Origin of the sequence: Clavibacter capsici (assembly GCF_001280205.1) — a bacterium.
GTDB classification, from domain to species: domain Bacteria; phylum Actinomycetota; class Actinomycetes; order Actinomycetales; family Microbacteriaceae; genus Clavibacter; species Clavibacter capsici.
Window position 1 is genome coordinate 2682716 of the sequence record NZ_CP012573.1, and the last position, 11931, is coordinate 2694646.

Here is an 11931-nt window from a genome sequence, read left to right on the forward strand (position 1 = left end):
TCGTCCCATCGTGCTCCGGGGTGGGGTGCCGCTGCCAGCAGATCCGCTTCCGCGGGGTAGGAAGACGACGCCCGCAGCGGCCCCGGCGGGCATCGGGGCCGGGCGCGGATGGTTGACTCGTCTCGGAGAGCGGCACGCTCCGTCCGACGCCGGAGGGGACGCGAGCGGCCGCGAGGGAGACGACCATGCTGAGCGAGAACCAGGAGAGGCTGCTGGACTACCTGTCCACGGCGGACCGCTGGGTCGAGGCCGGCGAGCTCGCCGACCGGCTCGGCGTCACCACGCGCAGCGTGCGCAACTACGTCACGGCCGTCCGGGAGCGCTCGACCGTCGCCATCGCCTCCTCCCCCGACGGCTACCGCATCGACGCCGGCAGCTACGCCCGCCACCTCGGCGCCCGGTCGACGGCGGATCCGCAGGGCACGCCCCGCGACCGGCTGCACGCCCTCGTCCGCCGGCTCGGCGACGCCCCCGACGGGCTCGACGTCTTCGCGCTCGCGAGCGAGCTGCACGTGAGCGAGTCGACCGTCGAGGCGGACCTCCGCAAGGTGCGCGCGCTCGTCGAGGACGCCGGCCTCGCCCTCCGGCGGACCGGATCCACCGTCGTGCTCGAGGGCTCGGAGCGCGACTTCCGCCGGCTGCTGTCGCGCATGTTCCGCGACGAGAGCGCCCAGGGCTTCCTGCCGCTCGAGTCCGTGCAGCGCGAGTTCGCCTCCGACTCGCTGCGCGCCTTCAAGACCGACCTCATCCGCGAGCTCACGGAGCGCGGCTTCTTCGTCAACGAGTACGGGGTCGACAACGTGCTGCTGCACGTGGCGATCGCGGTCGACCGGCTCGCGCGGGCGCCGCGGCGGACGGACGCCGACGCGGATCCCGACCAGACGGACGACGGCGCGACGCTCGTCGCGGACCCGACCGACGACGACCCGTCATCGACCGTCCCCTCCCCCGACCCCACCGCCCTCGCGATCCGCGACGTGCTCGCCCGGCTCCTCGCCGCGCACTTCGACGTGCCCGTGCCCGCCGGCGACGTCGCCTACCTCGCGCTCCTCGTCCGCACGCGCGTCGTCACGCCCGGCAACGAGCAGTCGCTCGCCACCGTGATGCGGGAGCACGTCGTCGAGAGCGACCTCGACGTGGTGCGGGCCATCGTCCGCCGCGTGAAGCAGGAGTACCTGGTGGACCTCGAGGACGAGGACTTCACGGTCCGCTTCTCCCTGCACCTCGGGAACCTGGTGGCGCGCGCCGCCGACCGCTCCTTCTCGCGCAACCCGCTGGCCCGCTCCATCAAGACCTCCTACCCGATGACGTACGAGATCGCCGTGTTCATCGCGAGCGAGGTGCAGCGGCGCCGCGGCATCGCGATCAACGACGACGAGATCGCGTACATCGCGCTGCACGTGGGCTCGCACCGGGAGCGCGTCGCCCGGCGCGACGACCGGGTCGCCAGCGCGCTCGTGTGCCCGAACTACTACGACCTGCACCAGATCATGCGCTCGCGCATCGAGCAGGCGCTCGGCTCCGACATCAGCGTCGACGCCGTCGTCACGCGCACGGACGCCGACGCGGACGCGCTCGGCGTGCAGCTCGTGATCGACGCCACCGGCACGCGTCCGCCCGGGGACGACGTCGTCGTCGTGCAGCCGCTGCCGACCCCCGACGACATCGAGTCGATCCGGCGGGCCGTCGCGCGCGTCCGCCGTCAGGCGCGGCGCAGCTCCATGAAGCACGACCTGCTGCGCTTCCTCGACGAGTCGCTGTTCTTCCGCGACCTCCACGCCCCCGACGAGGAGGCGATGATCCGGCTGCTCGGCGGGAAGATGGTCGAGCAGGGCATCATCGAGCCCGAGTACATCGAGGGCGCGATCGAGCGCGAGCGCCTGTCGTCCACGGCCTTCACCGACACGCTCGCCGTGCCGCACTCGCTCGCCATGACGGCGAACCGCACGGCCATCGCGATCGTCGTCAACGACGAGGCGATGCGGTGGGGCGGCAACCGCGTGCACGTGGTCGCGCTCGTCGCCTTCAGCGCCAGCGGACGCACGAGCTTCCAGCACGTGTTCGACCAGTTCGTCGAGGTCTTCTCCGACCACCGCGACGTGCAGGCGATCATGCGGGCCTCCGGATCCCACGGCTCCTTCATCGAGGAGCTCGTGCACGTCATGGACACCTAGCGCGGCCGTCCCCCGCCGCCGGCCGGGTCGCCCGGGCGGGTGCGCCGGTCAGGGCGCGACGGGCGTGACGCCGAGCGGCACGAGGCGCGAGGCGCCGCCGTCGGCGAGCGTGAGCACCCAGATGCCGCGCGCGTGCACGGCGACGGAGTGCTCCCAGTGCGAGGCCATGCTGCCGTCGACCGTGGCGACGGTCCAGTCGTCGTCGAGGACGCGCGTCTCCGCCTCGCCGTCGGTGATCATGGGCTCGATCGCCACGACCAGCCCGGGCTTCACGGCGGGGCCCTTGCCGCGCACGCGGTAGTTGAACACCGGCGGATCCTCGTGCATGCTCCGGCCGATGCCGTGGCCCGTGTAGTCCATGACGATGCCGAAGCGCCCGGCCGCCTCGACGCTCTCCTCGACGGCCTCGCCCACCTCGTTGAGGTGCGACGCGGTCGCCAGCCGGGCGATGCCCGCCCAGAGCGAGTCCTCGGTGACGCGCGACAGGCGCTCGCGCGCCTCCACGACGTCGGGGCGCGCGGGATCCGGCACGACGACGGTCATGGCCGAGTCGCCGTTCCAGCCGTCGATCTCCGCGCCGCTGTCGACCGAAACGATGTCGCCCGGCTGCAGCACGCGGTCGCCGGGGATGCCGTGCACGACCTCGTCGTTGACGGAGACGCACACCGTGTGGCGGTAGCCCGGCACGAGCTGGAAGTTGGAGCGCCCGCCGAGCGCGCGGATGGCGGCGTCGGCGGCGGCGTCGAGCTCGCCCGTCGTCACCCCGGGGGCGATGAGCCCGCGCACGGCGTCCAGCGACGCGGCGGTCGCGAGACCGGGCGCCACCATGCGGCGGATCTCGTCCGGCGTCTTGTAGATCCCCGGCGTGCGGCGGAGCGCTCCCACGGGCTAGGCGCGGCCGGCGTCGGAGACGGGACGCACGCCGCGACCGGCGAGCGCCGCGCGGATGCGCTCGGCGACCTCGTCGACCTCGCCGAGGCCGTCGACCTCGAGCAGCAGTCCGCGGTCGCGGTACACGGCGATGAGCGGGCTCGTCTCGCGGCGGTACACCTCCTGGCGGTGCCGGATGGCGTCCTCGCTGTCGTCGGCGCGGCCCTGCTCCTCGGCGCGGCGCTGGAGGCGGGAGACGACCTCCTCCTCGTCGGCGACGAGCTGGATGACGGCGTCGAGCTCGTGGCCCCAGCCCTGCAGCAGCTCCTCCAGGTACGCGACCTGGTCGAGCGTGCGCGGGTAGCCGTCGAGCAGGAAGCCCTCCTTCGCGTCCTCCTCCTGGAGGCGCGCGGTGACGAGCTCGTTGGTGAGCTCGTCGGGCACGTAGTTGCCCGCGTCGACGAGCGCCTGGACCTGCCGGCCGAGGTCGGTGCCGTCCTTGATGTTCTGACGGAAGATGTCTCCCGTCGAGACGTCCGGGATCCCGAACTCCTCCGCGATGCGCTTCGCCTGCGTCCCCTTGCCCGCGCCGGGCGGGCCCACGATCAGGAGCCGGGTCACTTGAGCAGCCCCTCGTAGTGGCGCTGCTGCAGCTGCGAGTCGATCTGCTTCACCGTCTCGAGGCCGACGCCCACGACGATGAGAATGCTCGCGCCGCCGAACGGGAAGTTCTGGTTGGCGCCGACGAGCGACAGGGCGATGAGCGGCAGGAGCGCGATGAGGCCGAGGTACAGCGAGCCCGGCAGCGTGATGCGCGTGAGCACGTAGTCGAGGTACTCCGCGGTGGGGCGGCCGGCGCGGATGCCGGGGATGAAGCCGCCGTACTTCTTCATGTTGTCGGCGACCTCCTCCGGGTTGAAGGTGATGGCGACGTAGAAGTACGTGAAGCCGACGATGAGGAGGAAGTACATCGCCATGTAGAGCGGGTGGTCGCCCGTGGTGAGGTTGTCGGTGATCCACTGCACCCACGGCGCCGGCGGCTGGCCGACGGGCGGCTGGTTGAACTGCGCGACGAGCGCGGGCAGGTACAGCAGCGACGACGCGAAGATGACGGGCACGACGCCGGCCATGTTCACCTTGATGGGGATGTAGGTGTTGTTGCCGCCGTAGGTGCGGCGCCCGACCATGCGCTTGGCGTACTGGACGGGGATGCGGCGCTGCGACTGCTCGACGTAGACGACGGCGGCGACCACGAGGAGGCCGACCAGGATGACGAGGGCGAAGACCTCCCAGCCGCGGCTCTGCTGGATGGCGATGAGCGAGGTGGGGAAGGCGGCCGCGACCGACGTGAAGATGAGGAGCGACATGCCGTTGCCGACGCCGCGCTCGGTGATGAGCTCGCCCATCCACATGATGAGGCCGGTGCCGGCGGTCATGGTGATGACCATGAGCATGATCGCGTACCAGGCGTCGTTCGTGACGAGCTGCGTGCAGGCGCTGACGTTCGTCTGGCCGAACAGCGCACCGCTGCGCGCGACCGTGATGAGCGTCGTGGACTGCAGGACCGCGAGGGCGATCGTGAGGTAGCGCGTGTACTGCGTGAGCTTGGCCTGGCCGGACTGGCCCTCCTTGTAGAGGGTGTCGAAGTGCGGGATGACCACGCGGAGCAGCTGGACGATGATCGACGCCGTGATGTACGGCATGATCCCCAGCGCGAAGATGGAGAGCTTCAGCAGCGCGCCGCCGCTGAAGAGGTTGACGAGCTCGTAGAGGCCCGAGGTGCCCTGGTTCGCCGCGAGGCACGACTGCACGTTGGCGAAGTCGACGAACGGCGCCGGGATGAAGGACCCCAGTCGGAAGAGGGCGATGATGCCCAGCGTGAAGCCGATCTTGCGACGCAGATCGGGGGTGCGGAAGATCCTGACGACGGCGCTCAACACGGAGGGTGTCCTGCTTTCTGTGGGAGGTCCGCCGGGAGGCGGGGGTCGGGCCGACCCGATGCGGCCCCAGGTGCCGGTAGGGGCGGTCGGTTGCCCGACCGCCCCTTCCGTTGCGTCCTGAAGTGCTACTTGACGGAGCCGCCTGCTGCGACGATCTTCTCCGCAGCGGAGCCGGAGACCTTGTCGACAGCAACCGTCAGCTTAACCGAGATGTCGCCGTCCCCGAGGACCTTGACCTTCTCGTTCTTGCGCACGGCACCCTTGGCGACCAGGTCGCTCGTGGTGACGTCGCCGCCGTCGGGGTAGAGCACGGCGAGCTTCTCCAGGTTCACGACCTGGTACTCGACGCGGAACGGGTTCTTGAACCCGCGCAGCTTCGGGGTGCGCATGTGCAGCGGCATCTGCCCACCCTCGAAGCCGACGCGGACCGTGTAGCGGGCCTTCGTGCCCTTGGTGCCACGACCCGCGGTCTTGCCCTTCGAGCCCTCACCGCGGCCGACACGCTGGCGTGCCTTCTTGGCCCCGGCGGCGGGACGGAGGTGGTGGACCTTGAGGACCTGCTCGCGCTTGACCGTCTCCGTCGAGCCGACCGTGGTCGTCTCGGCGGAAGCGGCGGCGACGGGGGCCTTCGCGGTCTTCTTGGGTGCGGCCTTCGGCGCCTTCACGGGCGCCTGCTCGGCCGACTCGTTGTTCTCAGCCATCAGTCGATCTCCTCCACCTTCACCAGGTGCGCGACGGTGTTGACGTAGCCGCGGTTCTGGGCGTTGTCCTCTCGGACCACCACGGCACCGATGCGACGGAGCCCGAGGCTCCGCAGGGTGTCGCGCTGGTTCTGCTTCTCGCTGATCTTGGACTTGATCTGCGTCACTCGGAGCTGAGCCATCAGACACCTGCCTTCGCGTCGGCCTCGACACGCTGGGCGCGGAGGATGCGGGCCGGGACGACCTGCTCGAGCTCGAGCCCACGACGGGCCGCGACGGCGCGCGGCTCCTCGAGCTGCTTGAGCGCCTCCACCGTGGCGTGCACGATGTTGATCGTGTTCGACGAGCCGAGCGACTTGCTCAGGACGTCGTGGATGCCGGCGCACTCGAGCACCGCGCGGACGGGACCACCGGCGATGACGCCGGTACCCGCGGACGCGGGACGCAGGAGGACGACTCCGGCGGAGGCCTCACCCTGCACGGCGTGCGGGATGGTCAGGCCGATGCGGGGGACGCGGAAGAAGTTCTTCTTCGCCTCCTCGACGCCCTTGGAGATGGCGGTCGGGACCTCGCGGGCCTTGCCGTAGCCGACGCCCACCAGTCCGTTGCCGTCTCCGACGATCACGAGCGCGGTGAAGCTGAAGCGACGACCGCCCTTGACGACCTTGGACACGCGGTTGATGGTGACGACGCGCTCCAGGAACTGGCTCTTGTCGGCATCACGGCCACCGCGGTTGTCGCGGCCGCCCTGGTTCCGGTCGCGTCCGCCACGACGGCCCTCACGGCCCTCGTTCTGCGCGGGTGCGGTGGACGCCGCGGTCTCGACGGGCGTCTCCGCCACGGCCACGACCTCGGGCTCCTTGTTGTTGTTCTCGGCTGCGCTCACAGGCTCAGACCACCCTCTCGAGCTCCTTCGGCGATGGCCGCGACGCGTCCTGCGTAGCGGTTGCCACCACGATCGAATACGACGCTCTCCACGCCGGCCGCCTTGGCGCGCTCGGCGACGAGCTCGCCGACCTTGCGCGACTTGGCGGTCTTGTCGCCGTCGAACGTGCGCATGTCGGCCTCGAGGGTCGACGCGGACGCGACGGTGTGACCACGGCTGTCATCGACGACCTGCACGAAGACGTGACGGGCCGAACGGGTGACGACGAGGCGCGGACGCAGCTCGGTCCCCTCCACCTTCTTGCGCAGGCGTGCGTGCCTGCGACCGCGGGCGGCGGACTTGCTTTTTCCTCTAACTCCGAGAGCCATGATCACTTACCACTCTTTCCGGCCTTGCGGCGAACGTTCTCGCCGGCGTAGCGGACGCCCTTGCCCTTGTAGGGCTCGGGCTTGCGAATCTTGCGGATGTTGGCGGCCGTCTCGCCGACGAGCTGCTTGTCGATGCCGACGACGGTCATCTTGTTGACGCCCTCGACGGTGAAGCTGATGCCCGCGGGCGCCTCGACGTACACGGGGTGGGAGAAGCCGAGCGCGAACTCGACGCCCTTGTCCTTGAGCGCGACGCGGTAACCCGTGCCGACGATCTCGAGGCCCTTGGTGTAGCCGGTGGTGACGCCGACGATCTGGTTGGCGATGAGGCTGCGCGTGAGGCCGTGGAGCGAACGCGACTCGCGCTCGTCGTCCGGGCGGGTGACGAGCACCTGCCCGTCCTGGACCTCGGCGCGGATGGGCTGGGCCACGGTGAGGCTCAGCTCGCCCTTGGGGCCCTTGACCGTGACGACCTGGCCGGACACGGTGACGTCGACCCCTGCGGGGACGTCGATGGGGAGTCTTCCGATGCGGGACATGTCGTTACCACACGTAGGCGAGGACTTCCCCACCCACGCCCTTCTTCGCAGCCTGGCGGTCCGTGAGGAGCCCCGAGGAGGTGGACAGGATGGCGACCCCGAGGCCACCGAGGACCTGGGGGATCTCCGCGGACTTCGCGTACACGCGGAGACCGGGCTTGGACACGCGCTTGATGCCCCGGATGGAGCGCTCGCGGTCGGGTCCGAACTTGAGGCTGAGCGTCAGCGTCTGGCCGACGCGGGCGTCCGCGACGTCCCAGCCGGCGATGAAGCCCTCGGACTTGAGGATGTCGGCGATGTGCGACTTGAGCTTGGAGTGCGGCATGGAGACCGTGTCGTGGTGCGCGGAGTTCGCGTTCCGGAGTCGGGTCAGCATGTCGGCGACCGGGTCGGTCATTGTCATGACTGGTGGTACCTCTCTCGCCTGGTTTCGTTCATCCGGACACGGATGACGACCTGTGGTGGTGGCGGCGCCGGGCGGAGGTGCCCGGCGCCGATCGTGCGGTGGTGCTGGTCGTGCGGGTGGTGCTGGTGGAACTGGTTACGGCGTGTTCTCGGGCGTCTGGAACGGGAAGCCGAGCGCCTTGAGCAGCGCGCGTCCCTCGTCGTCCGTCCGAGCGGTCGTGACGACCGTGATGTCCATGCCGCGGACCCGGTCGATGCGGTCCTGGTCGATCTCGTGGAACATGGACTGCTCGTTGAGGCCGAACGTGTAGTTGCCGTTGCCGTCGAACTGCTTCGGGCTGAGCCCGCGGAAGTCGCGGATGCGGGGCAGGGCGAGGGACAGCAGGCGGTCGAGGAACTCCCACATGCGGTCGCCGCGCAGCGTGACGTGGGTGCCGATGGCCTGGCCCTCACGCAGCTTGAACTGGGCGATCGACTTGCGGGCCTTGGTGACCTGCGGCTTCTGGCCCGTGATCTTGGTGAGGTCGGCGACCGCGCCGTCGATGATCTTGCCGTCGCGAGCCGCGTCGCCGACGCCCATGTTCACGACGATCTTCGTGAGCCCGGGCACCTGGTGCACGTTCGTGAAGCCGAGATCAGCGGTCAGCTGGCTGACGATCTCGGAGCGGTACTTCTGCTTCAGGCGCGGGAGCTGCTTGCCCTCGGCCGTGCCAGCGGTTGCGGTGTCGGTCATTGCTAGAGGTCCTTACCTGACTTCTTGGCGTAGCGGACGCGGACGGTCTTGGAGACCCCGTCCTTCTCGACCTGCTCGGTCCGGAAGCCGACTCGCGTGGGCTTCTTGGACTCGGGGTCGACGAGCGCGACGTTGGAGATGTGGATGGGCGCCTCGACGGTCTCGATGCCGCCGGTCTTGGAGCCGCGCTGCGTCTGGCCGACGCGGACGTGCTTCGTGACGAAGTTCACGCCCTCGACGACGACGCGGTTGCGCTCGACCAGGACGGACAGGACACGGCCCTGCTTGCCCCGGTCGCCGCCCTTGGCCTGCGTGCGACCCGTGATGACCTGCACGAGGTCACCCTTCTTGATGTTCGCCATGACTAAATGACCTCCGGTGCCAGCGAGATGATCTTCATGAACTTCTTGTCCCGGAGCTCGCGGCCCACCGGTCCGAAGATGCGGGTGCCGCGGGGCTCCCCGTTGCTGTTCAGGATGACGGCGGCGTTCTCGTCGAACTTGATGTACGAGCCGTCGGGACGGCGCGTCTCCTTCTTGGTCCGGACGATGACGGCCTTGACGACCTCGCCCTTCTTGACGTTGCCGCCGGGGATCGCGTCCTTGACGGTCGCGACGATGACGTCACCGAGGCCGGCGTAGCGGCGACCCGAGCCACCGAGCACGCGGATGGTCAAGATCTCCTTGGCACCCGTGTTGTCGGCGATCTTGAGGCGGGATTCCTGCTGAATCACTGTTGCTCCTTCTATCCAAGCAGCCGGGGCTACTTGGCCTTCTCGAGGATCTCGACCAGGCGCCAGCGCTTGGAGGCGCTCAGGGGACGGGTCTCGTTGATCAGGACCAGGTCGCCGATGCCGGCGGTGTTCGCCTCGTCGTGCGCCTTCACCTTGGAGGTGCGGCGGATGACCTTGCCGTACAGGGGGTGCTTCACGCGGTCCTCGACCTCGACGACGATGGTCTTGTCCATCTTGTCGCTGGTGACGTAGCCACGACGGGACTTGCGGTAGCCGCGGTCGGCCGTCGCGGTGTCAGCCGTGTTCTTCTCTTCGGCGTTCGCCATGATCAAGCCTCCTCAGCCTTCTCGGTGACGGCGGCGTCGTCGGCCTTCGCGGCCTTCTTCGTCGCCTTCTTCTTCTCGGGCTTCTCGGGGACCTCGACGGGGGCGGGCGTGGCACGGATGCCCAGCTCGCGCTCGCGGATGACCGTGTAGATCCGAGCGATGTCGCGCTTGACCGCGCGGAGGCGGCCGTGGCTGTCGAGCTGGCCGGTGGCCGACTGGAAGCGCAGGTTGAACAGCTCCTCCTTGGCCTTCTTCAGCTCTTCGACGAGTCGCTCGTCCTCGAAAGTGTCCAGCTCGACGGGGGCGAGCTCCTTGGAACCGATCGCCATTATGCGTCGCCTTCCTCGCGCTTGATGATGCGTGCCTTGAGGGGCAGCTTGTGGATGGCCCGGGTGAGCGCCTCGCGCGCCGTGACGTCGTCGACGCCGGCGAGCTCGAAGAGGACGCGACCCGGCTTGACGTTCGCGACCCACCACTCGGGCGAGCCCTTGCCGGAGCCCATGCGGGTCTCGGCGGGCTTCTTGGTGAGCGGGCGGTCGGGGTAGATGTTGATCCACACCTTCCCGCCGCGCTTGACGTGACGCGTCATGGCGATTCGAGCGGACTCGATCTGGCGGTTGGTGACGTAGGCGGGCGTGAGGGCCTGGATGCCGTACTCACCGAACGACACGGTGGTGCCACCGGTCGCCTGGCCGGAACGGCCGGGGTGGTGCTGCTTGCGGTGCTTGACTCGACGGGGGATAAGCATGGTTACGCCTCAACTCCTGCTGCGGCGACCGGCGCTGCCTCGGCGGCCGGCGCGGTGCGCGGCGCGTTGGTGCGGCGATCCCCGGTTCGACCGTCGGAACGGTCGTTACGGCGCTCGGGGCGCGACGACTTCTGGTTCGCCTGCTCGCGAGCGAGATCCTTGTTGGTGATGTCGCCCTTGTAGACCCAGACCTTCACGCCGATGCGGCCGAAGGACGTGCGGGCCTCGTAGAAGCCGTAGTCGATGTTCGCACGGAGGGTGTGCAGCGGCACGCGGCCCTCGCGGTAGAACTCCGACCGGCTCATCTCGGCGCCGCCGAGGCGGCCCGACACCTGGATGCGGACGCCCTTGGCGCCGGCGCGCTGCGCGCCCTGCAGGCCCTTGCGCATCGCGCGGCGGAACGCCACACGACCCGCGAGCTGCTCGGCGATGCCCTGGGCGACCAGCTGCGCCTCGGCCTCGGGGTTCTTCACCTCGAGGATGTTCAGCTGGATCTGCTTGCCCGTGAGCTTCTCGAGGTCGGCGCGGATGCGCTCGGCCTCGACGCCGCGACGGCCGATGACGATGCCGGGGCGGGCCGTGTAGATGTCCACGCGGACACGGTCACGGGTGCGCTCGATCTCGATGCGCGCCACTCCGGCGCGGTCGAGGCTCGTCTTGAGCATGGTGCGGATGCGCACGTCCTCGGCGACGTAGTCGCTGTAACGCTGCCCCTTCTTCGTGCTGTCCGAGAACCAGCGCGACACGTGGTCGGTGGTGATCCCGAGACGGAACCCGTACGGGTTGACCTTCTGTCCCATTACTTGCTCGCCTTCTTCGTGGTCGACGCCACGTCCGCCTCGTCCGGCGTCGCGAGGACGACCGTGATGTGGCTGGTGCGCTTGTTGATACGGAACGCGCGACCCTGTGCGCGCGGCTGGAACCGCTTGAGGGTGGTGCCCTCGTCCACGAACGCCTTGGCGATGTAGAGGTCCTGCTCCGAGAGGAAGCTGTTCGACGCGTCGGCCTTGACCCGCGCGTTCGCCATGGCCGAGGCCACCAGCTTGTAGATCGGCTCGCTCGCGCCCTGGGGGGCGAACTTCAGGATGGCGAGGGCCTCCTCGGCCTGCTTCCCGCGGATCATGTCGACGACACGGCGGGCCTTCTGGGGGGTGACGCGGATGTGACGCACGCGTGCGATCGACTCCACCATTTCTCTCCTCCTTCTCGTCGCCGCGTTAGCGACGACGACCCTTCTTGTCGTCCTTCACGTGGCCGCGGAAGGTGCGCGTGAGCGCGAACTCGCCGAGCTTGTGACCGACCATGGACTCCGTGACGAACACGGGGATGTGCTTGCGACCGTCGTGCACCGCGATGGTGTGACCCAGCATCGCCGGGATGATCATCGAGCGGCGCGACCAGGTCGTGATCACGTTCTTGCTGCTGGCCTCGTTCGCCGAGATCACCTTGCGGAGCAGGTGGTCGTCGACGAAGGGGCCCTTCTTCAGACTGCGTGGCATCTTCTACAA

The 11931-nt window shown here is 69.2% G+C and carries 19 protein-coding genes; 1 reads left to right on the plus strand and 18 read right to left on the minus strand.

The features are described from left to right. Positions 1-185: 185 nt before the first annotated feature. Positions 186-2174: a BglG family transcription antiterminator gene (locus AES38_RS12515; RefSeq protein ID WP_053775252.1), complete on the plus strand. Its 1989-nt coding sequence runs from the start codon at positions 186-188 to the stop codon at positions 2172-2174. A gap of 48 nt (positions 2175-2222) precedes the next feature. Here the strand turns inward: AES38_RS12515 and map are convergent, their stop codons facing one another. The 18 genes from map to rpsS form a co-directional block, all read right to left on the minus strand. Then, the gene (gene map, locus AES38_RS12520; RefSeq protein WP_053775253.1) at positions 2223-3059 is read right to left on the minus strand and encodes a type I methionyl aminopeptidase; all 837 of its coding nucleotides are present in this window, start codon (positions 3057-3059) and stop codon (positions 2223-2225) included. A 3-nt stretch (positions 3060-3062) separates the two neighbouring features. After that, entirely contained in the window at positions 3063-3665 is a 603-nt protein-coding gene (locus AES38_RS12525) for an adenylate kinase (protein WP_053775254.1), read from the minus strand. Further along, positions 3662-4984 (minus strand): preprotein translocase subunit SecY, encoded by a 1323-nt coding sequence (gene secY, locus AES38_RS12530; RefSeq protein ID WP_043668822.1) that lies wholly within the window; start codon positions 4982-4984, stop codon positions 3662-3664. Before secY ends, AES38_RS12525 begins: the two co-directional genes overlap by 4 nt. A 125-nt stretch (positions 4985-5109) precedes the next feature. Continuing rightward, entirely contained in the window at positions 5110-5685 is a 576-nt protein-coding gene (gene rplO / locus AES38_RS12535; protein ID WP_053775255.1) for a 50S ribosomal protein L15, read from the minus strand. Beyond that, positions 5685-5867: a 50S ribosomal protein L30 gene (gene rpmD, locus AES38_RS12540; protein WP_012039289.1), complete on the minus strand. Its 183-nt coding sequence runs from the start codon at positions 5865-5867 to the stop codon at positions 5685-5687. The genes rplO and rpmD overlap by 1 nt, the downstream gene beginning before the upstream one ends. Then, positions 5867-6532, minus strand: coding sequence for a 30S ribosomal protein S5 (rpsE, locus tag AES38_RS12545; protein WP_053775811.1), 666 nt, complete (start codon positions 6530-6532; stop codon positions 5867-5869). The genes rpmD and rpsE overlap by 1 nt, the downstream gene beginning before the upstream one ends. Before the next feature lie 35 nt (positions 6533-6567). Beyond that, positions 6568-6939, minus strand: a complete 372-nt coding sequence (gene rplR, locus AES38_RS12550; RefSeq protein ID WP_012039291.1) for a 50S ribosomal protein L18 — start codon at positions 6937-6939, stop codon at positions 6568-6570. A 2-nt stretch (positions 6940-6941) separates the two neighbouring features. Continuing rightward, positions 6942-7478: a 50S ribosomal protein L6 gene (rplF, locus tag AES38_RS12555; RefSeq protein WP_053775256.1), complete on the minus strand. Its 537-nt coding sequence runs from the start codon at positions 7476-7478 to the stop codon at positions 6942-6944. A gap of 4 nt (positions 7479-7482) precedes the next feature. Continuing rightward, a complete protein-coding gene (gene rpsH / locus AES38_RS12560) occupies positions 7483-7881 on the minus strand; it encodes a 30S ribosomal protein S8 (RefSeq protein ID WP_012039293.1) in 399 nt (132 codons plus the stop codon). A 138-nt stretch (positions 7882-8019) separates the two neighbouring features. Further along, a complete protein-coding gene (gene rplE, locus AES38_RS12565) occupies positions 8020-8616 on the minus strand; it encodes a 50S ribosomal protein L5 (protein WP_043668813.1) in 597 nt (198 codons plus the stop codon). Between the two features lie 2 nt (positions 8617-8618). Further along, on the minus strand, positions 8619-8978 hold the full coding sequence (rplX, locus tag AES38_RS12570; protein WP_015491186.1) for a 50S ribosomal protein L24: 360 nt from the start codon (positions 8976-8978) through the stop codon (positions 8619-8621). A gap of 2 nt (positions 8979-8980) precedes the next feature. After that, positions 8981-9349 carry a 50S ribosomal protein L14 gene (gene rplN, locus AES38_RS12575; RefSeq protein ID WP_012039296.1) on the minus strand — a complete coding sequence of 123 codons (369 nt, stop codon included), beginning with the start codon at positions 9347-9349 and terminating at the stop codon, positions 8981-8983. A gap of 29 nt (positions 9350-9378) precedes the next feature. Continuing rightward, positions 9379-9675 carry a 30S ribosomal protein S17 gene (gene rpsQ, locus AES38_RS12580; protein WP_012039297.1) on the minus strand — a complete coding sequence of 99 codons (297 nt, stop codon included), beginning with the start codon at positions 9673-9675 and terminating at the stop codon, positions 9379-9381. A gap of 2 nt (positions 9676-9677) precedes the next feature. Beyond that, positions 9678-10004, minus strand: a complete 327-nt coding sequence (gene rpmC, locus AES38_RS12585; RefSeq protein WP_012039298.1) for a 50S ribosomal protein L29 — start codon at positions 10002-10004, stop codon at positions 9678-9680. Continuing rightward, positions 10004-10423 carry a 50S ribosomal protein L16 gene (gene rplP / locus AES38_RS12590; protein WP_043668807.1) on the minus strand — a complete coding sequence of 140 codons (420 nt, stop codon included), beginning with the start codon at positions 10421-10423 and terminating at the stop codon, positions 10004-10006. The genes rpmC and rplP overlap by 1 nt, the downstream gene beginning before the upstream one ends. A 2-nt stretch (positions 10424-10425) precedes the next feature. Continuing rightward, positions 10426-11223 (minus strand): 30S ribosomal protein S3, encoded by a 798-nt coding sequence (gene rpsC, locus AES38_RS12595; protein ID WP_012039300.1) that lies wholly within the window; start codon positions 11221-11223, stop codon positions 10426-10428. Then, on the minus strand, positions 11223-11615 hold the full coding sequence (gene rplV / locus AES38_RS12600; protein WP_043668804.1) for a 50S ribosomal protein L22: 393 nt from the start codon (positions 11613-11615) through the stop codon (positions 11223-11225). The genes rpsC and rplV overlap by 1 nt, the downstream gene beginning before the upstream one ends. A 25-nt stretch (positions 11616-11640) precedes the next feature. Beyond that, positions 11641-11922, minus strand: coding sequence for a 30S ribosomal protein S19 (gene rpsS / locus AES38_RS12605; RefSeq protein ID WP_043668801.1), 282 nt, complete (start codon positions 11920-11922; stop codon positions 11641-11643). Positions 11923-11931 lie beyond the last annotated feature (9 nt).

Excerpts from the sequence above, each read along its gene's own strand:
- rplX (WP_015491186.1), bottom strand. The coding sequence starts at position 8,978 with ATGGCGAACATCAAGAAGGGTGACCTCGTGCAGGTCATCACGGGTCGC.
- rplR (WP_012039291.1), bottom strand. The coding sequence starts at position 6,939 with ATGGCTCTCGGAGTTAGAGGAAAAAGCAAGTCCGCCGCCCGCGGTCGC.
- rpsQ (WP_012039297.1), bottom strand. The coding sequence starts at position 9,675 with ATGGCGAACGCCGAAGAGAAGAACACGGCTGACACCGCGACGGCCGAC.
- rplV (WP_043668804.1), bottom strand. The coding sequence starts at position 11,615 with ATGGTGGAGTCGATCGCACGCGTGCGTCACATCCGCGTCACCCCCCAG.
- rplP (WP_043668807.1), bottom strand. The coding sequence starts at position 10,423 with ATGCTTATCCCCCGTCGAGTCAAGCACCGCAAGCAGCACCACCCCGGC.
- AES38_RS12515 (WP_053775252.1), top strand. The coding sequence starts at position 186 with ATGCTGAGCGAGAACCAGGAGAGGCTGCTGGACTACCTGTCCACGGCG.
- rplF (WP_053775256.1), bottom strand. The coding sequence starts at position 7,478 with ATGTCCCGCATCGGAAGACTCCCCATCGACGTCCCCGCAGGGGTCGAC.
- rplO (WP_053775255.1), bottom strand. The coding sequence starts at position 5,685 with ATGGCTGAGAACAACGAGTCGGCCGAGCAGGCGCCCGTGAAGGCGCCG.
- rpsH (WP_012039293.1), bottom strand. The coding sequence starts at position 7,881 with ATGACAATGACCGACCCGGTCGCCGACATGCTGACCCGACTCCGGAAC.
- rpmC (WP_012039298.1), bottom strand. The coding sequence starts at position 10,004 with ATGGCGATCGGTTCCAAGGAGCTCGCCCCCGTCGAGCTGGACACTTTC.
- rplE (WP_043668813.1), bottom strand. The coding sequence starts at position 8,616 with ATGACCGACACCGCAACCGCTGGCACGGCCGAGGGCAAGCAGCTCCCG.
- rpsS (WP_043668801.1), bottom strand. The coding sequence starts at position 11,922 with ATGCCACGCAGTCTGAAGAAGGGCCCCTTCGTCGACGACCACCTGCTC.
- rpmD (WP_012039289.1), bottom strand. The coding sequence starts at position 5,867 with ATGGCTCAGCTCCGAGTGACGCAGATCAAGTCCAAGATCAGCGAGAAG.
- rpsC (WP_012039300.1), bottom strand. The coding sequence starts at position 11,223 with ATGGGACAGAAGGTCAACCCGTACGGGTTCCGTCTCGGGATCACCACC.